The 26,065-nt window shown below is 66.1% G+C and carries 23 protein-coding genes and 1 pseudogene; 14 read left to right on the top strand and 10 right to left on the bottom strand.

The features are described 5' to 3' along the window. Nucleotides 1-2 precede the first annotated feature (2 nt). The 4 genes from rnhA (at nt 3) to DMO17_RS10555 (ending at nt 4,948) form a co-directional block, all read left to right on the top strand. Complete coding sequence (rnhA, locus tag DMO17_RS10570) at nt 3-458, top strand: ribonuclease HI (RefSeq protein WP_110682455.1); 456 nt, start codon at nt 3-5, stop codon at nt 456-458. After that, nucleotides 451-1,194 carry a DNA polymerase III subunit epsilon gene (gene dnaQ / locus DMO17_RS10565; RefSeq protein ID WP_021699578.1) on the top strand — a complete coding sequence of 248 codons (744 nt, stop codon included), beginning with the start codon at nt 451-453 and terminating at the stop codon, nt 1,192-1,194. The genes rnhA and dnaQ overlap by 8 nt, the downstream gene beginning before the upstream one ends. Nucleotides 1,195-1,323: 129 nt before the next feature. Further along, complete coding sequence (locus tag DMO17_RS10560; RefSeq protein ID WP_110682454.1) at nt 1,324-3,564, top strand: Orn/Lys/Arg family decarboxylase; 2,241 nt, start codon at nt 1,324-1,326, stop codon at nt 3,562-3,564. Between the two features lie 40 nt (nt 3,565-3,604). Then, the gene (locus DMO17_RS10555) at nt 3,605-4,948 is read left to right on the top strand and encodes an amino acid permease (protein ID WP_258371520.1); all 1,344 of its coding nucleotides are present in this window, start codon (nt 3,605-3,607) and stop codon (nt 4,946-4,948) included. Here the strand turns inward: DMO17_RS10555 and nhaB are convergent. Further along, nucleotides 4,932-6,434: a sodium/proton antiporter NhaB gene (gene nhaB, locus DMO17_RS10550; RefSeq protein ID WP_110682453.1), complete on the bottom strand. Its 1,503-nt coding sequence runs from the start codon at nt 6,432-6,434 to the stop codon at nt 4,932-4,934. The genes DMO17_RS10555 and nhaB overlap by 17 nt on opposite strands. A gap of 222 nt (nt 6,435-6,656) precedes the next feature. Here nhaB and DMO17_RS10545 point away from each other — a divergent pair, with 222 nt between their 5' ends. The 3 genes from DMO17_RS10545 to nudC are packed head-to-tail and all read left to right on the top strand — an operon-like array spanning nt 6,657 to nt 10,001. Further along, complete coding sequence (locus DMO17_RS10545) at nt 6,657-7,469, top strand: crotonase/enoyl-CoA hydratase family protein (RefSeq protein ID WP_110682706.1); 813 nt, start codon at nt 6,657-6,659, stop codon at nt 7,467-7,469. Nucleotides 7,470-7,497: 28 nt separating this feature from the next. Continuing rightward, nucleotides 7,498-9,168 carry a ferrous iron transporter B gene (locus DMO17_RS10540; protein ID WP_110682452.1) on the top strand — a complete coding sequence of 557 codons (1,671 nt, stop codon included), beginning with the start codon at nt 7,498-7,500 and terminating at the stop codon, nt 9,166-9,168. Next, entirely contained in the window at nt 9,168-10,001 is an 834-nt protein-coding gene (nudC, locus tag DMO17_RS10535; protein ID WP_110682451.1) for an NAD(+) diphosphatase, read from the top strand. The genes DMO17_RS10540 and nudC overlap by 1 nt, the downstream gene beginning before the upstream one ends. Before the next feature lie 2 nt (nt 10,002-10,003). On the opposite strand, the pseudogene DMO17_RS10530 reads toward nudC, so the two are convergent. Both DMO17_RS10530 and DMO17_RS10525 read right to left on the bottom strand, forming a co-directional pair. Further along, nucleotides 10,004-10,369: pseudogene (locus DMO17_RS10530) on the bottom strand (glyoxalase superfamily protein). Between the two features lie 14 nt (nt 10,370-10,383). Then, nucleotides 10,384-11,160 carry a TSUP family transporter gene (locus DMO17_RS10525; RefSeq protein WP_110682450.1) on the bottom strand — a complete coding sequence of 259 codons (777 nt, stop codon included), beginning with the start codon at nt 11,158-11,160 and terminating at the stop codon, nt 10,384-10,386. Nucleotides 11,161-11,260: 100 nt separating this feature from the next. Here DMO17_RS10525 and DMO17_RS10520 point away from each other — a divergent pair, with 100 nt between their 5' ends. Continuing rightward, a complete protein-coding gene (locus DMO17_RS10520) occupies nt 11,261-11,908 on the top strand; it encodes a hypothetical protein (RefSeq protein ID WP_110682449.1) in 648 nt (215 codons plus the stop codon). A 55-nt stretch (nt 11,909-11,963) separates the two neighbouring features. Further along, complete coding sequence (locus DMO17_RS10515) at nt 11,964-13,685, top strand: SulP family inorganic anion transporter (protein WP_110682448.1); 1,722 nt, start codon at nt 11,964-11,966, stop codon at nt 13,683-13,685. A gap of 15 nt (nt 13,686-13,700) precedes the next feature. On the opposite strand, the gene DMO17_RS10510 is transcribed toward DMO17_RS10515, so the two are convergent. The 4 genes from DMO17_RS10510 to DMO17_RS10495 form a co-directional block, all read right to left on the bottom strand. After that, complete coding sequence (locus tag DMO17_RS10510; RefSeq protein ID WP_021699567.1) at nt 13,701-14,468, bottom strand: SDR family oxidoreductase; 768 nt, start codon at nt 14,466-14,468, stop codon at nt 13,701-13,703. A gap of 24 nt (nt 14,469-14,492) precedes the next feature. Next, the gene (locus DMO17_RS10505) at nt 14,493-15,560 is read right to left on the bottom strand and encodes a phosphotransferase family protein (RefSeq protein WP_110682447.1); all 1,068 of its coding nucleotides are present in this window, start codon (nt 15,558-15,560) and stop codon (nt 14,493-14,495) included. A 198-nt stretch (nt 15,561-15,758) separates the two neighbouring features. Continuing rightward, nucleotides 15,759-16,073, bottom strand: a complete 315-nt coding sequence (locus tag DMO17_RS10500) for an SCP2 sterol-binding domain-containing protein (RefSeq protein WP_110682446.1) — start codon at nt 16,071-16,073, stop codon at nt 15,759-15,761. Nucleotides 16,074-16,134: 61 nt separating this feature from the next. Then, nucleotides 16,135-16,845: a histidine phosphatase family protein gene (locus DMO17_RS10495; RefSeq protein WP_110682445.1), complete on the bottom strand. Its 711-nt coding sequence runs from the start codon at nt 16,843-16,845 to the stop codon at nt 16,135-16,137. 209 nt (nt 16,846-17,054) lie between these two features. Between DMO17_RS10495 and sohB the strand changes: the two genes are divergently transcribed. After that, nucleotides 17,055-18,098, top strand: coding sequence for a protease SohB (gene sohB / locus DMO17_RS10490; RefSeq protein ID WP_110682444.1), 1,044 nt, complete (start codon nt 17,055-17,057; stop codon nt 18,096-18,098). A 9-nt stretch (nt 18,099-18,107) separates the two neighbouring features. After that, nucleotides 18,108-19,097 carry a YhdH/YhfP family quinone oxidoreductase gene (locus DMO17_RS10485; protein ID WP_110682443.1) on the top strand — a complete coding sequence of 330 codons (990 nt, stop codon included), beginning with the start codon at nt 18,108-18,110 and terminating at the stop codon, nt 19,095-19,097. Between the two features lie 48 nt (nt 19,098-19,145). Here DMO17_RS10485 and DMO17_RS10480 read toward each other — a convergent pair whose 3' ends face one another. After that, nucleotides 19,146-19,583 (bottom strand): hotdog fold domain-containing protein, encoded by a 438-nt coding sequence (locus tag DMO17_RS10480; protein WP_110682442.1) that lies wholly within the window; start codon nt 19,581-19,583, stop codon nt 19,146-19,148. 105 nt (nt 19,584-19,688) lie between these two features. On the opposite strand from DMO17_RS10480, the gene DMO17_RS10475 reads away from it, so the two are divergent. After that, entirely contained in the window at nt 19,689-20,273 is a 585-nt protein-coding gene (locus DMO17_RS10475; protein ID WP_110682441.1) for a TetR/AcrR family transcriptional regulator, read from the top strand. 120 nt (nt 20,274-20,393) lie between these two features. On the opposite strand, the gene DMO17_RS10470 is transcribed toward DMO17_RS10475, so the two are convergent. Beyond that, nucleotides 20,394-20,891, bottom strand: coding sequence for a DUF934 domain-containing protein (locus DMO17_RS10470; RefSeq protein ID WP_110682440.1), 498 nt, complete (start codon nt 20,889-20,891; stop codon nt 20,394-20,396). Further along, the gene (locus DMO17_RS10465) at nt 20,875-22,533 is read right to left on the bottom strand and encodes a nitrite/sulfite reductase (RefSeq protein ID WP_110682439.1); all 1,659 of its coding nucleotides are present in this window, start codon (nt 22,531-22,533) and stop codon (nt 20,875-20,877) included. The genes DMO17_RS10470 and DMO17_RS10465 overlap by 17 nt, the downstream gene beginning before the upstream one ends. A 449-nt stretch (nt 22,534-22,982) precedes the next feature. Here DMO17_RS10465 and DMO17_RS10460 point away from each other — a divergent pair, with 449 nt between their 5' ends. Both DMO17_RS10460 and putP read left to right on the top strand, forming a co-directional pair. Further along, complete coding sequence (locus tag DMO17_RS10460; protein WP_110682705.1) at nt 22,983-24,074, top strand: ABC transporter substrate-binding protein; 1,092 nt, start codon at nt 22,983-22,985, stop codon at nt 24,072-24,074. Between the two features lie 397 nt (nt 24,075-24,471). Next, entirely contained in the window at nt 24,472-25,962 is a 1,491-nt protein-coding gene (gene putP, locus DMO17_RS10455) for a sodium/proline symporter PutP (protein WP_110682438.1), read from the top strand. Nucleotides 25,963-26,065 lie beyond the last annotated feature (103 nt).

Genomic DNA, 26,065 nt, shown 5'->3' with positions numbered 1-26,065 from the left:
CGATGAGCGAAGACAAAGTCGAGATCTATACCGACGGCGCCTGCAAGGGCAATCCCGGCCCCGGTGGCTGGGGTGCGCTGATGGTCTACAAGGGCGCGGAGAAGGAGTTGTGGGGCGGCGAGCCCAACACCACCAACAATCGCATGGAGCTGATGGCGGCGATCTGCGCGCTGATGGCGCTGACCCGTTCCTGCCAGGTGCGCCTGACCACCGACTCGCAGTACGTGATGAAGGGCATCCAGGAATGGCTGCCGAACTGGAAGAAGCGCGGCTGGAAGACCGCCAGCAAGGAGCCGGTGAAGAACGCCGACCTGTGGCAGACGCTGGACGAGCAGGTCAACCGTCATCAGGTCGAATGGCAGTGGGTGCGCGGCCATACCGGCCATCCGGGCAACGAGAAGGCCGACCAGCTGGCCAACCGTGGCGTCGAAGAAGCAAGGGGAATGAAGCGTGCGTAGCGTCGTACTGGATACCGAAACCACCGGCATGCCGGTGACCGATGGTCACCGCATCATCGAGATCGGCTGTGTCGAACTGGAAGGCCGACGCCTGACCGGGCGCCACTTCCATGTCTACCTCAACCCCGATCGCGAGATCGACGAGGGCGCGATCGCGGTACACGGCATCACCAACGAGTTCGTGGCCGACAAGCCGCGTTTCAAGGACGTGGCCGACGAGTTCTTTGCCTTCATCGAAGGCGCCCAGCTGATCATCCACAACGCAGCGTTCGACGTCGGCTTCATCAACAACGAGTTCGCCCTGCTCGGGCAGAGCGAGCGCAGCGACGTCAGCGACTACTGCTCGATCCTCGACACCCTACTGATGGCGCGCGAGCGCCACCCGGGCCAGCGCAACAACCTCGACGCCCTGTGCAAGCGCTACGGCGTCGACAACTCCGGTCGCGACCTGCACGGCGCACTGCTCGACGCCGAGATCCTCGCCGACGTCTACCTGACCATGACCGGTGGCCAGACCCACCTGTCGCTGGCCGGTGACGGCGGCGACGGCTCCGGCCGCGTGCTGCCCAGCCCGATTCGCCGCCTCGACCCGAACCGCGCGCCCATTCGCGTGTTGCGCGCCAGCGAGGAAGAGCTGGCCGCGCATGCCGCGCGCCTGGCCATCATCGAGAAGTCTGCAGGCGGCCCGTCGCTGTGGGCCAAGATGGAGGCGCCAGCGGAAGAGCCGGCGAGTTGAGGAGCCGCAGTCGTACGGCCAATGCGACCTTTTCTTACAGCCTTCCGCACAGGGGGTTCCGCCGCCATCGGCGAACTTCTAACCTGAGGGGATAGGTGCCCCAGAGCACCACTCCCTCAGGAAGGCACAATGTATAAAGACCTGAACTTCCCCATCCTCATCGTCCATCGCGACATCAAGGCCGACACCGTCGCCGGCGAACGCGTCCGCGCCATCGCCGAGGAACTGGGCAAGGATGGCTTCACCATCCTCTCCACCGCCAGCTCCGCCGAGGGGCGCATCGTCGCCTCCACTCACCACGGCCTGGCCTGCATCCTGGTGGCCGCCGAGGGGGCGGGGGAAAACCAGCGCCTGCTGCAGGACATGGTCGAGCTGATCCGCATCGCCCGCGTGCGCGCGCCGCAGCTGCCGATCTTCGCCCTCGGCGAGCAGGTGACCATCGAGAACGCCCCGGCCGACGCCATGGCCGACCTCAACCACCTGCGCGGCATCCTCTACCTGTACGAGGACACGGTGTCCTTCCTCGCCCGCCAGGTGGCGCGCGCCGCGCACAACTACCTCGACGGCCTGCTGCCGCCGTTCTTCAAGGCGCTGGTGCAGCACACCGCGCAGTCCAACTATTCCTGGCACACGCCCGGCCACGGCGGTGGCGTGGCCTACCGCAAGAGCCCGGTGGGGCAGGCCTTCCATCAGTTCTTCGGCGAGAACACGCTGCGTTCCGACTTGTCCGTGTCGGTGCCCGAACTGGGCTCGCTGCTCGACCATACCGGCCCGCTGGCCGAGGCCGAGGCGCGCGCCGCGCGCAACTTCGGCGCCGACCACACCTTCTTCGTGATCAACGGCACCTCGACGGCGAACAAGATCGTCTGGCACTCCATGGTCGGCCGCGATGACCTGGTGCTGGTGGACCGCAACTGCCACAAGTCGATCCTCCATTCGATCATCATGACCGGCGCCATCCCGCTGTACCTGTGCCCGGAGCGCAACGAGCTGGGCATCATCGGGCCGATCCCGATCAGCGAGTTCAGCAAGGAGTCGATCCAGGCCAAGATCGATGCCAGCCCGCTGGCGCGCGGCCGCGCACCCAAGGTCAAGCTGGCGGTGGTGACCAACTCCACCTATGACGGCCTGTGCTACAACGCCGAGATGGTCAAGCGGGCCCTGGGTGACTCGGTGGAAGTGCTGCACTTCGACGAGGCCTGGTACGCCTACGCCGCCTTCCACGAGTTCTACGCCGGGCGCTACGGCATGGGTACCCAGTGTGACGAGCACTCGCCGCTGGTGTTTTCCACCCATTCCACGCACAAGCTGCTGGCCGCCTTCAGCCAGGCCTCGATGATCCATGTGCAGGACGGTGGCGCGCGCCAGCTGGACCGCGACCGCTTCAACGAAGCCTTCATGATGCACATCTCCACCTCGCCGCAGTACGGCATCATCGCCTCGCTGGACGTGGCCTCGGCGATGATGGAAGGCCCTGCCGGGCGCTCGCTGATCCAGGAAACCTTCGACGAAGCGCTGAGCTTCCGCCGCGCCCTGGCCAACCTGCGGCAGAACCTGAAGCAAGATGACTGGTGGTTCAGCATCTGGCAGCCGGAGCAGGCCGGCGGCGAGGGCGTGCACACCGGCGACTGGCTGCTGCAGCCCAACGCCGACTGGCACGGCTTCGGCGATATCGCCGAGGACTATGTGCTGCTCGACCCGATCAAGGTCACCCTGGTGATGCCGGGGCTGTCCGCCGACGGCAAGCTGGCCGAGGCCGGCATTCCCGCGGCGGTGGTCAGCAAGTTCCTCTGGGAACGCGGCCTGGTGGTGGAGAAAACCGGCCTTTATTCCTTCCTGGTGCTGTTCTCCATGGGCATCACCAAGGGCAAGTGGAGCACCCTGCTCACCGAACTGCTGGAGTTCAAGCGCCTGTACGACGCCAACGTGCCGCTGCTCGACGCGCTGCCGTCGATCGCCCGCGAGGGCGGGGCGCGCTACGCCGGCATGGGTCTGCGCGATCTGTGCGACGAGCTGCACGGCTGCTACCGCGAAAATGCCACGGCCAAGGCACTCAAGCACATGTACACGGTGTTGCCGCAGGTGGCGATCAAGCCGGCCGATGCCTACGACAAGCTGGTGCGCGGCGAGGTCGAGGCGGTGCCGATCGAACAGCTCGAAGGCCGCCTGGCGGCGGTGATGCTGGTGCCTTATCCGCCGGGCATTCCACTGATCATGCCAGGCGAGCGCTTCACTGCCGAAACCCGCTTGATCATCGACTACCTGCAATTCGCCCGCACCTTCGACAGCCAGTTCCCCGGCTTCGATGCCGATGTGCACGGCCTGCAGCGCGACGGGGCCTGCTATACCGTGGATTGCATCAAGGAATAACGCCGGCCAGGTGGCCGGGCCTGTGCAATCCGGGGGAAACATGGCTCAGGAGCAGAGCGGCAAGGGCGAGATGGGGTTCTGGACCTGCAGCGCCCTGGTGATCGGCAACATGGTGGGCTCGGGGGTGTTCCTGCTGCCGGCCAGCCTGAGTCCCTACGGCGGCCTGAGCCTGGTCGGCTGGCTGGTGTCGAGCACCGGTGCGGTGTTGCTGGCGCTGTGCTTCGCCCGCCTGGCGCGTTTCGATCCGGCCGCCGGCGGGCCCTATGCCTATACCCGCGATGCCTTCGGCAGCTTCGCCGGCTATCTGTGCGCCTGGATCTACTGGATGGCCGCCTGGATCGGCAATGCGGCGATCTCGGTGACCCTGGTCGGCTACCTGCAGGTGTTCCTGCCGGTGCTGCGCGACCCGCTGCTGATGGTCAGCACGGCCATCGGTGCGATCTGGCTCTGTACCCTGATCAACCTGCGCGGCATCCGCTCCTTCGCCGTGGCGCAGAACATCCTTACCCTGCTCAAGCTGGTGCCGCTGCTGCTGGTCGGCCTGCTCGGCTGGTTCTATTTCAATCCGGGCTACCTGAGCATTCCCGAGCCGGCCGCGCTGCCGGGCGGCGGCTATGTGCAGGCCATTGCCACCACGGCGGCGCTCACCCTGTGGTCTTTCATCGGTCTGGAGTCGGCCACCGTGCCGGCCGAGCACGTGCGCGAGCCGCGCCGCACCATTCCGCGGGCCACCCTGTTCGGCACCGTGGTGGCGGCGGTGGTGTACATCCTCTCCAACACGGCGGTACAGGGCATCCTGCCGCCCGATGTATTGGCCCACTCCAGCGCGCCTTTCGCCGATGCGGCGCGGGTGATGCTGGGCGACTGGGGCTACTACTTCATCGCCGGCGGCGCGGTGATTGCCTGCCTCGGCGCGCTCAACGGCTGGGTCCTGCTGCAGGGGCAGATCCCCATGGCACCGGCGCGCGACGGCCTGTTCCCGGCGATCCTGGCCAGGACCAGCCAACGCGGCGTGCCGGCCCACGGCATGCTCATCTCGGGCGTGCTGGTGACCCTGCTGGTGCTGGTGAACGGCCAGGGCGAGCTGGTCGAGGTGTTCAACGTGATCATCCTGCTCGGCACCATGGCTGGGGTGGTGCCCTATGTGCTGTGTGCCGCGGCGCTGCTGCACCTGCTGGCGACCAGGCCCGACGGCTTCGGTGCGCGGGAGCGCGGGCGCCAGCTGCTGGTGGGCAGCTGCGCCTTCATCTACTCGGTCTGGGCGCTCTATGGCACGGGTGAGCAGGCGGTGTTCTGGGGCTTCCTGGTGATGATGGTGGGCATCCCGTTCTACACCTGGCGGCAGTGGCGCAACCGGCTGCAGTCGGTCACAGCCAGTAACTGACCGCCCACCAGCCCAGGCCGCCCATGACCACCGTGTAGGGCAGCGCCATCCACACCATGCGCCCGTAGGACAGGCGCACCAGCGGCGCGATGGCCGAGGTGAGCAGGAACAGGAAGGCTGCCTGGCCGTTGGGCGTGGCCACGCTGGGCAGGTTGGTGCCGGTGTTGATCGCCACCGCCAGCACGTCGAAGTGCTCGCGGCTCATCTTGCCATCGAGGAAGGCCTGCTTGACCTCGGTGATGTAGATGGTAGCGACGAACACGTTGTCGCTGATGGCCGAGAGCAGGCCGTTGGCGATGAACAGCATGCCCGGCTGCTGTTCGGTCGGCAGCGCCAGTACCCACTGGATGATCGGGCTGAACAGCTGCTGGTCGTGGATCACCGCGACCACGGCGAAGAACACCACCAGCAGCGCGGTGAACGGCAGGGCGTCCTGGAAGGCGCGGCCGATCTGGTGTTCGTCGGTGATGCCGGAAAACGCGGTGATCAGCACGATGACCAGCAGGCCGATCAGGCCGACCTCGGCGACATGGAAGGCCAGGCCGAGGATCAGGATCAGCGCCGCCAGCGCCTGTACCACCAGTGCCGCGCGCTGCGCTTGGGTGCGATGGGCGTCGTCCTCGCGGGCGTGTTCGGCCAGCACCTGGCGCACGGCAACCGGAAGGAGGGCGCCGTAGCCGAACCAGCGCAGCTTCTCCAGCAGCACGCAGGTGGTCAGGCCGGCGGCCAAGACCGGCAATGACACCGGCGCCACTTCGAGGAAGAACTGGCCGAAATTCCAGCCCACCTCGTGGCCGATCAACAGGTTCTGCGGCTCTCCCACCAGGGTGCACACGCCGCCCAGGGCGGTGCCCACGGCACCGTGCATCAGCAGGCTGCGCAGGAAGGCGCGGAACTGCTCCAGGTCCTCGCGATGTAGTTCCACCACTTCATGGTCGCTGCTTACCCCGACCTCGTCACGCGGGTTCTTGCCCGAGGCGACCCGGTGGTAGACGGAGAAGAAGCCGACGCCGACGCTGATGATCACCGCGGTCACCGTCAGCGCGTCGAGGAAGGCCGAGAGGAAGGCCGAGAACAGGCAGAACAGCAAGGCCAGCAGGGGCTTGGAGCGCACCCCGAGGAGCAGGCGGGAGAACAGGAACAGCAGCAGGCCTTTCATGAAGTAGATGCCGGCGACCATGAACATCAGCAGCAGGATCACCGGGAAGTTGTGCACCAGCTCCTTGTACAGGGCCTGCGGGCTGGTCAGCTGCAGCAGGATGGCCTGCAGTACCAGCAGGCCGCCGGGTTGCAGCGGGTAGCACTTGAGTGCCATGGCCAGGGTGAAGATGAACTCGCCCACCAGCAGCCAGCCGGTGACCACCGGTCCCAGGCTCCACAGGACCATGGGGTTGGCGATCAGGAAGAGGATGATCGACAGCTTGTACCAGTACGGCGAGTTACCCAGGAAGTTGTCCACGAAAGCGTGGGTCAGTGAGCGCTGCATCGGTGAATCCCCCATTTTCAAGACCGAGCGTTCCGGCTCAGCTCTAAAAAGATCAAGTATTTATCGTATATAGTCAGAATTCTTCTTAGCTTTGCTAGCGTGTCCCAGGTCACAGTGGCCGGCATCGACATTTATGACGTGCTTGTTATAGTGGGCCGATTGCTTGCAAAACAATACATCTATAAGCGCGCCTCGGCGCGCCCTGTGCCGAGGATGATCTGCGTGTCCGATTACAAAGCCTTCCGCGTCGAACTGCAGGACAAGATCGCCCATGTGCAGATCAACCGTCCGGAAAAAGTGAACGCGATGAACGCGGACTTCTGGACCGAGATAGTCGACGTCTTCCGCTGGATCGACGACACCGATGAAGTGCGCGTGGTGGTGCTGTCCGGTGCCGGCAAGCACTTTTCCTCGGGCATCGACCTGATGCTGCTGGCCCAGGCCGGCAGTGCGCTGGGCAAGGATGTCGGGCGCAACGCCGAGGCCCTGCGGCGCAAGATCCTCCAGCTGCAGGCCTCCTTCAATGCCGTCGACAATTGTCGCAAGCCGGTGCTTGCCGCCATCCAGGGTTACTGCCTGGGCGGCGCCATCGACCTGATCTCGGCCTGCGACATGCGCTACTCCACCGTGGACGCGCAGTTCTCCATCAAGGAGATCGACATGGGCATGGCCGCCGACGTCGGCACCCTGCAGCGTCTGCCGCGCATCATCGGTGACGGCATGATGCGCGAGCTGGCCTACACCGGGCGCACCATCGACGGCGCCGAGGCGCAGCGCATCAACCTGGTCAACTGTACTTTCGCCAGCCAGGAAGAGCTGCTGGCCGGCGTGTTCGACATCGCCCGCGAGATCGCCGCCAAGTCGCCGATCGCCATCCGTGGCACCAAGCACATGATCCGCTACATGCGCGACCATCGCGTCGACGACGGCCTGGAGTACGTGGCCAACTGGAACGGCGCCATGTTGCAGTCTGCCGACCTGCGCGTGGCCATGGCCGCGCACATGAGCAAGCAGAAGCCCGAATTCGCCGACTGACACCAGCCAAGAGAGGATCAGCAGACCCATGGTCACTGGCGCGACATCCCTGAGCCTGGTGCGTGACGAACTGTTCACCACCATGGAAGAGACCGAGCAGAGTCTCGAGCAGTTCATCGCCGAACGCAGCAACGGCAGCCTGCTGCAGCAGGCCGTGGAGAACCTGCAGCAGGTACGCGGCACCCTCAACCTGATCGAGCTGGCCGGGGCCGAACTGCTGGCCCAGGAAGTGCTGCAGCAGGCCACCGACATCCCCGTTGGTGCCGGCGAGGAACGCGACGGCCAGCTGGCCGCCCTGAGTAATGCCTTGTACGTTCTGCGCCGCTACCTGGAGAACGTCGACGCCCACCGCCTGGAAATGCCCGAGCTGCTGCTGCCGGCGATCAACGAGCTGCGCCAGGCCGGTGCCCAGCCGCCACTGCCGGAAAGTTTCTTCTTCAGCGTACGACTGGATCAGGCGCGTCCAGCCGTGGCGGCGACCAGCGCCAGTGCCGAAGATACCCGTCGCCTGCGCCAGATGTACCAGGTCGGCCTGCTCGGCTTCATCCGTGAGGACAACCCGCAGGCCGGGCTCAAGTTGATGCTGCGCGCCTTGGTGCGCCTTGATGGGCTATTCGCCGACAAGCCGGCCGGACGCCTGTGCTGGGTCGGCGCCGCCGCCGTCGAGTCTCAGCTCGATGGCCAGCTGCTGCCGCGCAAGTCGCGCAAGCAGCTGTTCTCCCGCCTGGATCGCGAGATCAAGCAGGCCCTGGTCAGCAACGGCAGCTACGAGGCGCCGCGCAGCCTGCTCAAGGAGTTGCTCTATCTGGTGGCCCTGGCCGACAGCCGCGGCCCGCAGGCCAGCGCCGTGCGCGAGGTGTTCGGCCTGACCCCGCTGCCGTTCACCGATCATCTGCTCGACGAGGAGTACCAGCGTCTGTCCGGTCCCGGTCAGGGCGTGATGCGCTCGTTGTCCACCGCCATTCGTGAAGAGCTGGCGGGGGTCAAGGACATGCTCGATCTGATCGAGCGCGGCACAGCGCAGCCGGAGAGCTTCGGCACCCTGCATGCACAGTTGGGCAAGCTGGCCAAGACCCTGGGCATGGTCGGCCTCAGTTCGGCGGCCAACGCGCTGCAGGTGCAGCTGGCGGTGGTCGGCGCCTGGGGCGAGCACAGTCCGGCCGCCAGCGCCGATCTGCACAAGCTGGCCGAGGCCGTGCTCTATGTGGAAAGCATGGTGGCCAGCCTGGAGCGTGGTGAGCAGCGCAATCAGCGACCGGCGCCGGCGCAGCCGGGAGACGAGGGTGAGGCCTTCGCCGCTCACCAGTTGGCCGAGGCGCGCATCGTGGTGGTCGGCGAGGCCCAGGGTGGACTGGCGCTGGCGAAGCGCGCCATCACCTCCTACCTGGAGTCCAGCGGCGATCGCATGCACCTGGCCAACGTGCCGGTCAGCCTGCAGGCGGTACGCGGCGGCCTCTGGTTCCTCGGTCAGGAGCGCGCGGCCAGGCTGATCGGCCTGTGCGGCGAGTACATCCAGACGCAGATGATCGACGCCCGGCAGATGCCCTCCGAGCAGATGCTGGAGACCCTGGCCGATGCGCTCAGCAGCCTGGAGTACTACCTCGAAGGTGGCGCCGTGCTGCGCCCCGAAACCACGCCCAGCGTGCTCGACCTGGCCGAGGAGAGCGTGCGTGCCCTAGGCCTGCCGGTAGCTGCCTGATGGTCGCTGGCTGGCAGACCACCCCGCCGCTGGACAATGCCGCTGCCGGCGGCTGGGCCCTGGTGCGTGGCCCGCAGGGCTTTCTCGCCGATGCCAATGGCGTGCTGTTTCCGCGCGACTGGCTCAAGCGCCAGGATTGGCCGATCAGCGCCGAGCACGGGCTCGGCCAGTTCGATGGCCAGCCGGTGTGGCTGCTGCAGGTCGAGCAGCCCGTCGAGCTGCCCGGCGGCTTCTGGCAGGGCCTGCGCCAGTTCATGCTGCAGGCCGACTACCCGACCTTCCGCATGCTGTCCTTCGCCGAACAGGTCGCCCATTGGGATATCAACCACCATTTCTGCGGCCGCTGTGGCAGCCGCAATCGCCTGGTACCGGGCGAGCGCTGCCTGCGCTGCCCCGAGTGCGGCCTGGACAGCTATGCGCGCATCTCGCCGAGCATGATCGTGCTGGTCACCCGGGGCGACGAAGTGCTGCTGGCGCGTTCACCGCGCTTTGTCTCCGGCGTCTACAGCACCCTGGCCGGCTTCGTCGAGCCCGGCGAGTCGGCGGAGGAGTGCGTGGTCCGCGAGGTGCGCGAGGAGGTCGGCATCGAGGTCGGCCGCCTGCAGTACCTGGGCAGCCAGGGCTGGCCCTTCCCGCATTCGTTGATGCTCGGCTTCCATGCCGAGTACGTCAGTGGCGAGATAGTGCCGCAGGCCGACGAGATCGAGGACGCGCGCTGGTTCCCCATCGACCGGCTGCCGCCGCTGCCGATGTCGCGCTCGATCGCCCGCTACCTGATCGACCTTTATGTGGCGCGCCGCCTCGGCCAGCCGGAGCCCGAGCTGCTGCGCTGAGCTCAGCCGCCGGCGTCGGTTAAGGTCAGGCGATTGCCGAAGGGATCGCGCAGGCTCATGTCGCGGCCGCCCCAGGGCATGGCCTCGATGCCCGGGTGCGCATAGCCGTAGTGCTTCTGCTCCAGCTCGCGGTGCAGTTCGTCCAGGTTGTTCGTGCCGATGCGCATCGCCGCGCCGGGCTAGGCGTCGCCGTGGTGCTGGGAAAGGTGCAGCACGCAGTCATCGCGCGACACCTGCAGATAGAGCGGCATGCCGGGCGCGAAACGGTGCTCCCAGTCGATCCGGAACCCCAGGTAGCCTAGGTAGAACTCCCGGGCCCTGGCCTCGTCGAAGATGCGCAGGGTCGGGGTACTGTTGCCGAGTCGCATGGCGAAACTCCCTGTCAGAACCAGTGCTGCCAGGCCAGGCGCGCGGTCAGCGCCAGTACCACCAGGATGAACACCGGGCGGATGAACTTCGAGCCGCCACGGATCGCCGTGCGCGCGCCGAGGAAGGCGCCGGCCATCAGCGCCAGGCCCATGGCGATGCCGAGCAGCCAGGCCACCTGGCCGGCGATGATGAACACCGTCAGCGCCATGGCGTTGCTGACGAAGTTCATGCTGCGCGCCACGCCGCTGGCGCGTACCAGGTCCATGGGGTAGAGCAGCAGGGTGCTGACCGTCCAGAAGGCGCCGGTGCCGGGGCCGGCCACGCCATCGTAGAAGCCCAGGCCGAAACCCTGCGGCCACTGGCGTCCCTGGGCCACCGGGGCGTCCTGCTGGCCATGGGTTTCCGGCGTCTTGCCGAACAGCAGGTAGAGGCCGCAGCCGAAGACCACGGCCGGCAGCATCTGGTTGAGCCAGGCGGCCGGCAGCCAGTGGGCGATGATGGCGCCGATGGCCGCGCCGACAGCCGTGGCGAGCAGCGCATTGCGCCACTGGCGCGGGTGGAACAGTTTGCGCCGGTAGAAGGTGTAGCTGGCGGTGGCCGAGCCGAAGGTGGCGCACAGCTTGTTGGTGCCGAGCACCAGGTGCGGCGGCAGGCCGGCGGTGAGCAGGGCGGGGATGGTCAGCAGGCCGCCGCCGCCGGCGATGGCATCGATGAAGCCGGCGGTGAAGGCGACCAGGGCGAGGATCAGCAGGGTGAGCGGGTCGACACCCAGCTCGAAGGGAAAGGGCATAAAAAACTCGAAGTGGGTTCAATTGTGCGGGGCTGTTGCTGGTTCCCTGCGCGGCTGCTCCGCATAATGCCGGCAAAAATTCGCAGAAGGAATCGCTCCCATGCAGCATGACGGCCTGGCCTGGTTCACCGGCCTGCTGGCCTTGCTGGCGCTGTTCATCGCCGCCCGCATCCTGTTCTCCCCCAACTGGTTCCTCGCCTGGCTGCGCGGCACCGCCGGCCTGGCCTTTCTCGCCCTGGCGCTGCTGGTCGGCGTGGTCGCCTACGACCTGCGCAGCTACGACGCACAGGTGCAGGACAAGCCGCTGGTGACCCTGAGCTTCGTTGCCGACGGCCCGCAGCGCTACCGGGTCAACCTGCTGGAAGGCGGGGAGGAGCGTGAGGTGCTGCTGGAGGGCGATCTGTGGCAGCTGGATGCCCGCCTGCTGGGCTGGAAGGGCCTGGCCGCGCTGATTGGCCTGGAGCCCGGCTACCGGCTGGAGAAGCTGTCCGGACGCTTCCTCGCCATCGAGCAGCAGCAGAATGCCCGCCATGCTCAGGTACAGCTGGCGCAGAGCCCCTATGGCATCGACCTGTGGCGCTGGTTGCGCCTGGGCCAGCGCGACCTGTTCCTGTTCGAGCCGCAGGCCGCGCGGGTCACCTACCTGCCGATCGCCGACGGCGCGATGTTCGCGGTCAGCCTCAGCCCCACCGGCCTGTTGGCCAAGCCGCTGAGCCAGGCCGCCGAGCAGGCGCTCAAGGATTGGTGAGGGCCGCGCCGAGCGACTAGGCTGCAGGCATATTCCGCCGGCCAGGGGAGGCCGCATGTCGCAGTCGCATCGCCACCATACCCGCCTGGCGCGAGTGGCGCCGGGCCTCGCTGCGCTGCTGCAGTACCGCCGCGACTATCTCAAGGATGACCTGCGCGCCGGGCTGTCGGTGGCCGCGGTAGCCCTGCCGGTGGCGGTGGCCTATGCCGAGCTGGCGGGCTTTCATCCGGTCACCGGACTCTATGCCTGCATCCTGCCGATGTTGGTTTACGCCCTGTTCGGTACCTCGCGCCAGCTGGTGGTCGGGCCGGATGCGGCAACCTGCGCGCTGCTCGCCGCCGCCGTGGCGCCGCTGGCGGCGGGGGATGAGGCGCTCTACCTGTCGCTGTCGCTGACCCTGACCTTCTTCACCGGGCTGTTCTGCATCGCTGCCGGGTTGATGCGCCTGGGGGCGCTGGCCGAGTTCCTGTCGCGGCCGATCCTGGTCGGCTTCCTCAATGGCGTGGCGCTGAGCATCCTGCTCGGCCAGCTCGGCAAGATCGCCGGCTTCACCCAGCAGGCCAGCGGCATAGTGCCGAGGCTTGCCGAGTTCTTCACCCGTCACGCCGACTGGCACGGGCCGACCCTGGCCCTGAGTGCCCTGAGCGTGCTGGCGATGCTCCTGTCCAAGCGCTATCTGGCCAAGTTGCCGGCGGCGCTGATCGCCATGACCCTGGCCGCCGTGGCCACTGCGGTGCTCGGCTTGGGGGCGCAGGGTGTGGCCACCATAGGGCTGATCCCCGCCGGGTTGCCGCCGCTGCATGTGCCGAGCTTTTCTCCCCAATTGTTGCCGACCCTGCTGGCCGATGCCGCCGGCTTGGCCCTGGTGAGCTTCTCCAGCATGATGCTGACCGCGCAGAGCTTCGCCGAGAAGAACCGCTACAGCATCGACACCGACCGCGAGTTCGTCGCCCTGGGCCTGGCCAACATGGCCTCGTCCTTCTCCCAGGGCTTTGCCATCAGTGGCGCCGACTCGCGCACGGCGGTGGCCGACAGCAGTGGTGGGCGCAGCCAGCTGACCAGCGTGATCGCGGCCCTGGCCATCGCCCTGGTGCTGCTGTTCTTCACCGCACCGCTGGCCTATGTGCCGGTGGCGGCGCTTGGCGTGGTGCTGGTGTTCGGCGCCCTGTCGCTGGTCAACCTGCGCTTCCTCGCCCAGCTCTATCGCATCTCCCGGGGCGAGCTGGCGCTGTGTCTGCTGGCCACGGTCGGCGTGGTGGCGGTCGGGGCGATCCAGGCGATCCTGCTGGTGGTGGTGCTGGCGCTACTGCGCTTCGTGCGCTCGACTTCGCGCCCGCTGGTGGAGGAGCTGGGCAGGGTGGAGGGCATGCGCGGTTTCCATGCGTTGCAGCGGCATGCGGCCGGCGAGCGCCAGCCGGGCATCCTGCTGCTGCGCTTCAATGCGCCGCTGGTGTTCTTCAATGCCCAGTTCTTCCGCCGTGCGGTGCGCCAGGCGCTGGACCAGGCCGGGCCCGGGCTGCGCTGGTTCGTCCTGGACATGCTGCCGGTGACCGATGTCGATGCCACCGGGTTGCTGGTGCTGCGCGAGCTGGTGGAGGAGATGACGGCGCGTGGGGTGACCCCGGTGATGGCCGGTCGCCGTTCCGAGTGGCAGCGCTGGCGCGAGGCGCGCGGCATCCAGGCACTGCCGCAGGTGCTGCATTTCGCCACCCTGCGCGAGGCGCAGCGGGCGTTCGCCGCGCAAAATAAAAGGCCGGGCGAAGTGCCCGGCCCTTGAGGAGGTCGCTGCGCCTCAGGAGAGGAAGCCGCCGTCCACGTTCAGTGCCACGCCAGTGGTGTAGCTGGAGGCCTCGCTGGCCAGGTACAGCACGGCGCCGGCCATCTCGCTCGGGGCGGCCACGCGCTTGAGCGGGATGCGCTGCAAGGCCATGTTGAGGATGGCGTCGTTCTTGGTCAGGGCCGAGGCGAACTTGGTGTCGGTCAGGCCCGGCAGCAGGGCGTTGCAGCGGATGCCGAACTGCGCGCATTCCTTGGCGAACACCTTGGTCATGCTGATCACCGCGGCCTTGGTCACCGAGTAGATACCCTGAAACTCGCCCGGCGAGACGCCGTTGATCGAGGCGACGTTGATGATCGAGCCGCCACCGTTGGCCTTCATCAGCTTGCCGCCTTCGATGGACATGAAGTAGTAGCCGCGGATGTTGACGTCGACGGTCTTCTGGAAGGCGCCCAGGTCGGTGTCCAGCACGTTGCAGAACTGCGGGTTGGTGGCGGCGTTGTTGACCAGGATGTCGAGGCGGCCGAACTGCTCGCGGATGAAGGCGAAGACGCTCTGGATCTGCTCCATCTCGCCGATGTGGCAGGCGATGGCGGTGGCCTTGCCGCCGTCGGCGACGATGGCGTCGGCGACCTTCTGGCAGTCGTCGATCTTGCGGCTCGAGACGATCACGTGGGCGCCCTGCTGGGCCAGCAGCTTGGCGATGGCTTCACCGATGCCGCGGCTGGCGCCGGAGACGAAAGCGATCTTGCCGTCGAGGTCGAACAGGTGGGTCTTGGACATTCTGGTTACCTTGTCTGAGCCGGGTTAGAGGGTGGATTTGCCGATGACCTGCAGGGCCATCTGTTCCAGCAGCTTGTTCATCATGATGAACTGGGCGAAGCGCTTGTCCTTGGTCTGGCCATGGAAGAAGCGGTAGTAGATCTGCTGGACGATGCCGGCCAGGCGGAACAGGCCGTACACGTAGTAGAAGTCGAAGTTGTCGATCTGGATGCCGGCACGCTCGGCGTAGTAGTCGACGAACTGCTGGCGGGTCAGCATGCCCGGCGCGTTGCTTGGCTGGCGGCGCATCAGCTGCACGGGCGGCGGATCGTTCGCCTCGATCCAGTAGGCGAGGGTGTTGCCCAGGTCCATCAGCGGGTCGCCGATGGTGGTCAGCTCCCAGTCCAGCACGCCGATGATCTGCATCGGATTGGCCGGGTCGAGGATCACGTTGTCGAAGCGGTAGTCGTTGTGCACGATGCCCGGCTTGTGGTGGTCGGCCGGCATCTTCTCGCGCAGCCAGGCCTTGACCTGTTCCCAGGCCGGCGCATCGGGGGTCAGGGCCTTCTCGTAGCGGTCGCTCCAGCCCTCGATCTGGCGCTTCACGTAGCCTTCCGGCTTGCCTAGGTCGGCCAGGCCGCAGGCCTGATAGTCGACGTCGTGCAGGTCGACCAGCTTGTCGATGAAGCTCTTGCACAGGGCGTTGGTCTGCTCGGCGCTGAAGTTCAGCTCGGCCGGCATGTCGCTGCGCAGGATGATGCCCTTGACCCGCTGCATCACGTAGAACTCGGCGCCGATCACCGACTCGTCGGTGCAGTGCACGTAGGCTTTCGGACAGTACGGGAAGCCGGCGTTGAGCTGGTTCAGGATGCGGTATTCGCGGCCCATGTCGTGGGCCGACTTGGCCTTGTGGCCGAAGGGCGGGCGGCGCAGGACAAATTCCTGCTCGGGATATTCCAGCAGGTAGGTCAGGTTGGAGGCGCCGCCGGGGAACTGGCTGATGCGCGGCGTGCCGGTCAGACCGGGGATATGCGCCTTCAGGTACGGGTCGATCTGCGCGGCATCGAGTTCTTCGCCTTCGCGGATGCCGGTGGACTGGTCTGTCAGCGTCATGCTTATCCCTTCTGCTGATGATGGGTGCCACTAATCATTGGCTAATCTAATGTTGCCCTTAAGCAAAGCACAGCGTTATAGATTTGCGTGTTGGCCTTCGATCAAGCCACCTGATTGCCTGTGCGGCTGCTTGCGGGCGAAAAAAAACCGGGGCCCGAAGACCCCGGTTTTCCTGTGTCGCGGCCTGTGCCCTGAGGCTTATACCGGGAACAGTTCGGCCAGCTTCATGGCCAGCATCATGTCGCCTTCGGCGCGCAGCTTGCCGCCCATGAAGGCCTGCATGCCGTCGGTTTCGCCGCTGGCGATGCCGGCCAGGGTGGCGCTGTCCATGATCAGGGTGACGTTGGCGTTCGGGTTGTCGCCCTGTTGCACGTCGCAGGTGCCGTCCTTGACGATCAGCGCGTAGTTGTCGCCGTCTTCGATGTTGAACTGGAACACCAGGTCCAGGCCGGCGGCGGCGCTGGCGTTGAACTTGGACTTCATGCTGTTGATGGTGTCGGCAACGGAGCTCATGGTTTCTATCCTTTGTTATCAAGGGTTGCTGGCGGCCTTGCGGGCCGCTGTGGGCCGGTACTCAGCGATAGGTGATGAGTTCCGGGGTCTTCAACAGCTCCAGGTGCACACGGCTGTTGAAGGAAGCCAGGGTTGCCTCGTTGCCGCGGAACTGCAGGCGCGACAGCGAAGTATTGACGATCTGCCAGTTGAGCTCGAAGGCTCGCTCGGCCGGTACGCCGGTCAGCAGGTGGAGCAGGGCGGTGATGGTGCCGCCGGAGGTGAACACGGCGATGTTCTGGCCGCGCTCTGCACGTGCCAGCAGGCGCTGTAGGCCGTCGCCGACGGTATCGACGAAGCCCTGCCAGGTCTCGTGGCCGGGCTGGTCATGCTGGCCGCTGACCCAGCGGCGGATGATACGGGCGAACAGGTGCTGGAAGGCGGCGCGGTTATCCTTGGGGTTGCGCAGGATCTCCAGTGCGCCCGGCTCGTCTGGCAGCATGGCCGGCAGCAGGCCGCGGATCACCGCCTCGGCGTCGAATTCGTTGAAGGCCGGGTCGATCTCCAGTTCCGGTGAGTTCAGCCCGGCAGCCACGCAGCGCTGCAGGGCGGCGCTGGCGGTATGCTGCTGGCGGCGCAGGTCGCCGCTCAGGCAGCGATCGAAGACAATGCCGAGTTCGGCCAGGTGGTCGCCGAGCACTTCCGCCTGGCGCACGCCGAGCGGCGACAGCACGTCGTAGTCGTCGGCGCCGAAGGAGGCCTGGCCATGTCGAATCAGGTAGATGCTGCCCACGTCCGCAGAGATCCCGGCGGGTTGAATTCTCGCGAGGGTATTGGCAGAGCTGGGCGCCTGTCAACGAAAAAACATACGCTTGTTTGAAATGCTCGGGATGGCCGACGCACGGCTTGCCGCGGTTGGCCGACAGGCTCTGGCGCCGGTATGCTGGGCAACGAGCGGGAGCCCGGATCGGTACCCGCGACAGAATAGACGAGGGGTAACCTGTGGAGTTTCTGTTGGATTACGCGGACTTCCTGCTCCGCACCCTGACCGTGGTAATCGCCATCATCGCGGTGCTGCTGACCGTGGCGGCCCTGCGTGGCAAGGGCCGCGGCAAGGGCAGCGGTCAGCTGCAGGTGAGCAGGCTCAACGATTTCTACAAGACACTGCGCGAGCGCCTGGAGCATGAGCTGCTCGACAAGGCCCAGCTCAAGGCCCAGCTCAAGGCACGGCGCAAGGCCGAGGCCAAACAGGCCAAGCAGGAGAAAAAGGAAAGCAAGGAAGGGCTGAGCAAGCCGCGGGTGTTCGTGCTCGATTTCGATGGCGACATCAAGGCCACGGCCACCGACAGCCTGCGCCACGAGATCACCGCGCTGCTGTCCATGGCTACGGCCCAGGACGAGGTGGTGCTGCGCCTGGAGAGCGGCGGCGGCCTGGTGCATGGCTACGGCCTGGCGGCCTCGCAGCTGGCGCGTATCCGCCAGGCCGGCGTGCCGCTGACCGTGTGCGTGGACAAGGTGGCGGCCAGTGGCGGCTACATGATGGCCTGCATCGGCGACAAGGTGCTCTCCGCGCCCTTCGCCATCCTCGGCTCCATCGGTGTGGTGGCGCAGCTGCCGAACATCCATCGCCTGCTGAAGAAGCACGACATCGATGTGGAGATGCTCACCGCCGGCGAGTACAAGCGTACGCTCACCGTACTGGGTGAGAACACCGAGAAGGGCCGCGAGAAGTTCCAGGAAGACCTGGACACCACCCACGAGCTGTTCAAGAACTTCGTGGCCCGCTACCGGCCGCAGCTGAATATCGACGAAATCGCCACGGGCGAAGTCTGGCTGGGCGTCTCTGCACTGAACAAGCACCTGGTCGACGAGCTCAAGACCAGCGACGAGTACCTGGCCGAGCGTGCTCGCGAGGCCGAACTGTTCCACCTGCATTTCGCCGAGAAGAAGAGCCTGCCGGAGCGCTTCGGCCTGGCCGCCAGCGTCACGCTGGACCGCCTGCTGTTGAACTGGTGGAGCCGCTTCAATCAACAACGTTTCTGGTAGGAGTAAGTCATGACCACCTTCAAGGCTTTGCTGGTCACCGAGGAGAACGGCACCTTCGTGCCCCGTGTGGTCGAGCGTGCCGTGGCCGATCTGCCCGCCGGCGAGGTGCTGATCCGCGTACAGTACTCCTCGCTCAACTACAAGGACGCCCTGTCCGCCAGCGGCAATCGCGGCGTGACCAAGGCCTACCCGCATACCCCGGGCATCGACGCCGCCGGCGTGGTGGCGGAGTCCTCGGCTGGCGAGTTCGCTGCCGGCGACGAGGTGATAGTCACCGGCTACGACCTGGGCATGAATACCGCCGGCGGCTTCGGCCAGTACATCCGCGTGCCGGCCGCCTGGGTGATCAAGCGACCCAAGGGCCTGTCGCTGCGCGAGGCCATGCTGCTCGGCACCGCCGGCCTGACCGCCGCGCTGTGCGTGGACAAGCTGGAGCAGGCCGGGCTGACCCCGGCCGCCGGCCCGGTGCTGGTCACCGGCGCCACCGGTGGTGTTGGCTCGATCGCCGTGGCCCTGCTGGCGCGCCTCGGCTACAACGTCGCGGCCTCCACCGGCAAGGCCGGGCAGGGCGAGTTCCTGCGCCAGCTCGGCGCGCAGCAGATAGTGCCGCGCGAGGAACTGCAGGAAGGCAGCGACAGAGCCATGCTCAAGGAGCGCTGGGCCGGTGCGGTGGATACCGTCGGCGGCGAGATCCTGTTCAATGTGGTCAAGTCGCTGCGCTACGGTGCCAGCGCCGCCTGCTGCGGCCTGACCGCCGGCATGGGCTTCAAGGGCAACGTCGCCCCGTTCATCCTGCGCGGGGTCAACCTGCTGGGGGTGGATTCGGTGGAGCTGCCGCTGGTGGTCAAGGCCTCCATGTGGGACAAGCTGTCCCTGCAGTGGAAGCTGAACAATCTGGAGAGCCTGGCCGAGGAGCTGAGCCTAGAGCAGCTGCCCAAGGCCATCGAGCAGATCCTCGCCGGCCAGATGGTCGGGCGGGTGCTGGTCAATCTCGGCTGAAACGTCGAGAGGGAGAAAAGGGCCCGGCACATGCCGGGCCTTTTCGTTTCACGCCTGGCTGACGTACATGGTGATCTCGGCGCGGAACACCGGGGTGTCCTCGACGTAGGCCACCACCGGCACCTTCAGGTCACCGGTCTGGCTCCAGTCGATGGCGCTGCCGTCGGCCACGGCGCGCACGTCGCCCTTGGCCTTGGCCAGGTATTCCACCGTCATGCCGCGCGGAATCCAGCGGTAGCCGGCCGGGATGGAGGCGTCGGTCATGGTGCCGGCGGCCAGCTCTGCGGCGTTGCACAGGGCGATGGCGTGCACGGTGCCGAGGTGGTTGAGCACCTCGCGGCGCTTGGGGAAGGTCACTTCGGCGTAGCCCGGGCGCAGCTCGACGAACTGCGGGGCGATGCTGGCGAAGTAGGGGGCGACCTGGCCGATCATGGTGCTGAACTGGGCGGGACCGACCTGCTGGTACATCTGCATCATCTGACTCATGGGGGCTCCAGAAAACAGTGGCATTGAAGAGAAGTGCGCGCCCAGGCAGTATACGAATATCAGAATTAAATTCTAGAAAATTATTCTAATCTTATCGGAGGCCCCATGGCCCGCCGTTCCCGCAAGGACGAAATCCTCCAGGCCGCCCTGGCCTGCTTCACCGAATACGGGGTCGACGCGACCACCATCGAGATGATCCGCGACCGCTCCGGCGCCAGTATCGGCAGTCTCTACCACCACTTCGGCAACAAGGAGCGGATCCTCGGCGCGCTCTATCTGGCCGGCACCGGCGAGTACGCGGCGTTGCTGGAGGCCGGCTTTGCCAGGGCCGACAGCGCCGAAGCCTGCGTCAAGCTGCTGGTGACCAGCTATATCGACTGGGTGGCGGCCAACCCGGACTGGGCGCGCTTCATCTTGCACAGTCGTGGCCGGGTCGAGGCCAGCGAGCTGGGCGAGGAGCTGCGCGAAGCCAACCGCGTGCACTTCCAGCGCATCTTCGAGGCCTTGGCCGGCTATCGCGCGCAGGGCCTGTTCAAGGTCATGCCGGCCGACTGCTTCGCCTCGGTGATCATCGGTCCGGCCCATGACTTCGCGCGCAACTGGCTGGCCGGGCGGACCCAGACCCAGCTGGCCGACTGCCGCGAGCTGCTGGCGCAGGTGGCCTGGGACTCGGTGCGGGCGCCACAGTAGCCGCACATGTAGCCCGGATGTAATCCGGGAGGCAGGCGACTCCGCTCCCGGGTTATATCCGGGCTATGTCCACAAACGAAAAAGCCCCGCAGTGCGGGGCTTTCTCATGCGGCCGAACCATCAGGCGCGGCGGCGGAACAGCGGCAGCGGCTGATCGGTGGAGGCCTGGTAGACCTCGGAGAACTCTTCGAAGGCCTTGAGCGCGTCGTAGGGGTCCTTGTCCGCACGCAGGGCGAAGGCGTCGAAGCCGACCCGCTTGTAGGAGAACAGCTGGTCGCGCAGTACGTCGCCGATGGCGCGCACCTCGCCCTTGTAGCCGTAGCGGTTGCGCAGCAGGTAGGCGGTCGAGCAGTGGCGGCCGTCGGTGAAGGCGGGGAAGTTCAGGGCGATCACCTGGAAGTTGTCCAGCTGGTCGGCGATCTCCTCGATCTCCTCGCCGGCTTCCAGCCACACGCCCAGGCCGCCGTCGCGGGCCTTCAGGGCATGCGCATGCTCGCGCCACAGGGCCAGCGGCACAATCAGGTCGTCGCTGTTGCTGATGCTGTCGAGGGTGGCGTCCGCCGGCAGCAGGTGCCAGGTCTCGTCCAGCACCTGGCCGTTCTTAATGATTCGCTGCATAGACGCGCTCCTTGAACGGGTCGATTCCGATACGGCGGAAGGTGTCGAGGAAGCTTTCCTCCTCGGTGCGCTGCTCGACGTAGACCTTGATCAGCTTGTCGATCACGTCGGCCATTTCCTCCTGGGCGAAGGACGGGCCGAGGATCTGGGCCAGGCTGGCTTCGCGGCCGGCGCTGCCACCGAGGGACACCTGGTAGAACTCCTGGCCCTTCTTGTCCACGCCGAGGATGCCGATGTGGCCGACGTGGTGGTGACCGCAGGCGTTCATGCAGCCGGAGATGTTGAGGTCGATGTCGCCGATGTCGAACAGGTAGTCCAGATCGTCGAAGCGGCGCTGGATGGCTTCGGCGACCGGGATCGACTTGGCGTTGGCCAGGGAGCAGAAGTCGCCGCCCGGGCAGCAGATAATGTCGGTCAGCAGGCCCACGTTGGGCGTGGCGAAGCCCTGTTCGCGCAGCTCGCCCCAGAGGGTGAACAGCTGCTGTTGCTCGACGTCGGCGAGGATGATGTTCTGGTTGTGGCTGTTGCGCACCTCGCCGAAGCTGTAGCGGTCGGCCAGGTCGGCGATGGCGTCCAGCTGCTTGTCGGTGACGTCGCCCGGGGCGGTGCCGGTGGGCTTGAGCGACAGGGTCACGGCGACATAGCCCGGCTGCTTGTGGGCGAAGGTGTTGCGCTGGCGCCAGCGGGCGAAGCCCGGGTGCTGGGCGTCGAGGGCGGCCAGTTCAGCGTCCTGGTCGCTCAGGGCCTTGTACGCCGGGTCGACGAAGTGGGCGGAGACACGCGCCACTTCGGCTTCGGTCAGGGTGGTCGGGCCATCCTTGAGGTGGGCGAACTCGGCCTCGACCTTCTCGGCGAAGACTTCCGGGGTCAGCGCCTTGACCAGGATCTTGATGCGCGCCTTGTACTTGTTGTCGCGACGGCCGTAGCGGTTGTACACGCGCAGAATGGCGTCGAGATAGCCCAGCAGGTGCTGCCAGGGCAGGAATTCCTTGATGAAGCTGCCGACGATCGGGGTACGGCCCAGGCCGCCGCCGACCGAGACGCGGAAGCCCAGCTCGCCGGCCGCGTTCTTCACTGCTTCCAGGCCGATGTCGTGCACCTCGATGGCGGCGCGGTCGCTCACGGCGCCGTTGACGGCGATCTTGAACTTGCGCGGCAGGTGGGTGAACTCGGGGTGGAAGGTCGACCACTGGCGGATGATCTCGCACCAGGGGCGCGGGTCGACGATCTCGTCCTTGGCCACGCCGGCGAACTGGTCGGTGGTGGTGTTGCGGATGCAGTTGCCGCTGGTCTGGATCGCGTGCATCTGCACGGTGGCCAGCTCGGCGAGGATCTCCGGCACGTCTTCCAGCTCCGGCCAGTTGAACTGCACGTTCTGTCGGGTGCTGATGTGCGCATAGCCCTTGTCGTAGTCGCGAGCGATCTTGGCCATCATGCGCACCTGCCGGGACGACATCAGGCCGTAGGGCACGGCGACGCGCAGCATAGGCGCGTAGCGCTGGATGTAGAGGCCGTTCTGCAGGCGCAGGGGGCGGAACTCCTCGCCGGAGAGTTCGCCGGCCAGGTAGCGGCGGGTCTGGTCGCGGAACTGCTTGACGCGGTCCTCGACGATCCGCTGATCGTATTCGTCGTATACGTACATATTCGTCCTGTGGTTCAGGCTACTGCTTAGTCAGGCTGGAAAGGCATGTTTGGCGCACGGCAACGCGCTCTCTGGTGGAGCTGGGCGAAGATAGCAGTTCATTAATATGTGCAAAAGTGATGTTTATATATATGCACTTCACTAAAAGTGATAAAGGCTCGCCGCTTGTGACGGGGGACGCTCTGGTCTTAACTACCTTGGCGAACCACCCATAACCACAACAAAGGGGGCAGCATGAGCGAGCATTCCAGTTCGGATGACAAGGACAGCGTCGTCGACGCCTGGGCGATCTTCGCCCTGATCCTGATTGCCGTGAGCACGGCGGTGTTCTGGGTCAGTCAGCAGTAGGGCGTTCGGGGTTGCTGCGAGCCAGCGGCGAGTGACCGGCGCTGGCTTTTAATCCTCAAAGGCATCGGTTGATGGCAGTGTGCCAGGCCATCCTCTGTATAATGCGCCGCGCCTTTACTGAATTCGGATTCATCATCGTGTTCCCGCGTGTTCTCTGCATCCTCGCCTTGGCGCTGTTTTCCGGCCTGGCGCATGCTTCCTCCGTGCTGTTTCTCAACCCCGGTTTCTCCCACGAGCGCTTCTGGGTCAGCTACTCCCAATATATGCAGGATGCTGCAGGCGATCTGGGCATGCAGCTGGAGGTGCTGTATGGCGAACGCGATGCGAACAACATCCTGCGGCATGCCCACCAGATCCTGCAGCGTCCGCGCAAGCCCGACTATCTGGTATTCGTCAACGAGCAGTATGTCGGCCCGGAGCTGCTGCGCCTGTTCGCGGACAGCGGGGTACGCCTGTTCGCCCTGCACAGCACCCTGACACCGGAGCAGCAGGCGCTGGCCGGCGGCCCTCGTGGCAAGTACGCCAACTGGATCGGCAGCCTGGTGCCGAATGACGAGGAAGCCGGCTACCTGATGGCCAAGGCGCTGATCGCCCTGGCACCTAGGAGTGGTGCCGACCTGGTGGCGTTCTCCGGGGTGAAGAACACGCCCTCGGCCACCCTGCGCGAACAGGGCCTGCACCGCGCGCTGGCCGAGCACCCGCAGATGCGCCTGCGCCAGCTGCTGTACGGCGAGTGGAAAGAGGAGCGTGCCTACGAACAGGCACAGGCGCTGCTGCCGCGCTACCCGGAAGTCGAGCTGGTCTGGTCGACCAATGACGAGATGGCCTTCGGTGTAATGCGCGCGGCCAAGGAGCAGGGTCGCCAGCTGCGTTACACGGCCCTGAACAACTCCCCGCGTGCCCTGCAGGCGCGTGTCGACGAGAGCTTCAGCGTGTTGGCCACCGGACACTTCATCCTCGGTGGCTGTGCCATGGTGATGCTGCATGACCACTCGCGTGGGCTGGATTTCGCCGAGCGCGGTGGTCTGGAGCAGATGGCGCATCTGCTGCGGCTGGTCGATGGTCAGGAGGCGCGCAGGCTGCTGAATCGCCTGCAGCGCCCCGACATCGGTCTGGATTTCCGGCGCTTCAGCGCCGCGCGGCAACCGAAGATGAAAGGCTACGCCTGCTCCATCGACAGTCTGCTGCGCTGAGGTCGGCGCTGCCGCGGCGTCACTGGTCGCGGCGGAAAGTTCCCGCTTCCGGAGTTTTTTGCAAAAACTCCGGAGTCTTTCGCAAGAAGCGGTCATCCCCCTGTCACTAGAGTCCTGCATCCCGCATTCGGGGCCTGCGCTTGCGCTGCCTCGGGGCTGGGCTACACCGAAAGAACGGAGCACCGCTGCGGCCCCCCGAATCCGTGGGATTGCGCCTGTGCTCCGCTGTCGCTTCCGGGAGGGAAGCGGCGTGATGCGGCGCCGGCAGCGGGCGTCAGTCTTCCAAGTCAGGGCCGCACGACCCTGGCCTTCAGGCTCCCGCCACAAGCGGGCGCATTTGCCAACCACGTCGCGGTCAACACTGCGGCCATAACAACAAGCGAGAGGGCATCCTCCCATGACAGCCAGTACCCCCATGCTGATCACGTTCGTGGTGTATATCGCCGCGATGGTGCTGATCGGTCTCATCGCCTACCTGCGTACCAAGAACCTGTCCGACTACATTCTCGGTGGCCGCAGCATCGGCAGCTTCGTCACCGCGCTGTCGGCCGGCGCTTCCGACATGAGCGGCTGGCTGCTGATGGGCCTGCCGGGCGCCATCTTCGTCGCCGGTATCTCCGAGAGCTGGATCGCCATCGGCCTGATTGTCGGTGCCTACCTCAACTGGCTGTTCGTCGCCGGCCGTCTGCGCGTGCAGACCGAGCACAACGGCAACGCCCTGACCCTGCCGGACTACTTCACCAACCGCTTCGAGGACAACAGCCGCATCCTGCGCATCTTCTCGGCCCTGGTGATCCTGGTGTTCTTCACCATCTACTGCGCCTCCGGCGTGGTCGCCGGTGCCCGCCTGTTCGAAAGCACCTTCGGCATGAGCTACGAGACCGCCCTGTGGGCCGGCGCCGCCGCCACCATCGCCTACACCTTCATCGGTGGCTTCCTGGCGGTGAGCTGGACCGACACCGTGCAGGCCACCCTGATGATCTTCGCCCTGATCCTCACGCCGGTGATGGTGATGATCGCCACCGGCGGCATGGACACCACCTTCGCCGCCATCGAGCTGAAGGACGCCACCAACTTCGACATGCTCAAGGGCGCCACCTTCGTCGGCGTGATCTCGCTGATGGCCTGGGGGCTGGGCTATTTCGGCCAGCCGCACATCCTGGCGCGCTTCATGGCCGCCGACTCGGTCAAGTCGATCCCGGCTGCCCGTCGCATCTCCATGACCTGGATGATCCTCTGCCTGGGCGGCGCCGTGGCCGTCGGCTTCTTCGGTATCGCCTACTTCCAGGCCAACCCGGCACTGGCCGGCCCGGTCAGCGAGAACCCGGAGCGCGTGTTCATCGAGCTGTCGAAGATCCTGTTCAATCCGTGGATCGCCGGCATTCTGCTGTCCGCCATCCTGGCCGCGGTGATGTCCACCCTGAGCTGCCAGCTGCTGGTCTGCTCCAGTGCCCTGACCGAGGACTTCTACAAGGCCTTCCTGCGCAAGGGCGCCAGCCAGAGCGAGCTGGTCTGGGTCGGTCGCGCCATGGTGCTGCTGGTCGCGGTGATCGCCATCCTGCTGGCTTCCAACCCGGAAAACCGCGTGCTGGGCCTGGTGTCCTACGCCTGGGCAGGCTTCGGTGCCGCCTTCGGTCCGGTGGTGATCCTCTCCGTGCTGTGGAAGGGCATGACCCGCAACGGTGCCCTGGCCGGCATGATCGTCGGTGCGGTGACCGTGGTGGTGTGGAAGAACTGGATCGGTCTGGGCCTGTACGAAATCATCCCGGGCTTCATCCTGGCCACCCTCGCCATCGTCATCTTCAGCCGCATCGGCAATGCTCCGTCCAGCGCCATGCACAAGCGTTTCGACGAAGCCGAGAAGGAATACCAGGACGCCCATATCTAAGGGCAGCTACCCCCCGCGCGGCTGGCCGGTCGTCCAGTCGCGCGTTCAGCCCTGCAGCGCCCATCCCTCATCGGGCGCCGCCGGGCACCACGCACGACCCGTT

The organism is Aquipseudomonas alcaligenes (assembly GCF_003205495.1).
Classification (GTDB): domain Bacteria; phylum Pseudomonadota; class Gammaproteobacteria; order Pseudomonadales; family Pseudomonadaceae; genus Aquipseudomonas; species Aquipseudomonas alcaligenes_B.
Note: the sequence above shows the minus strand (reverse complement) of the source record. Positions and strands in the feature narration are given on the sequence as shown.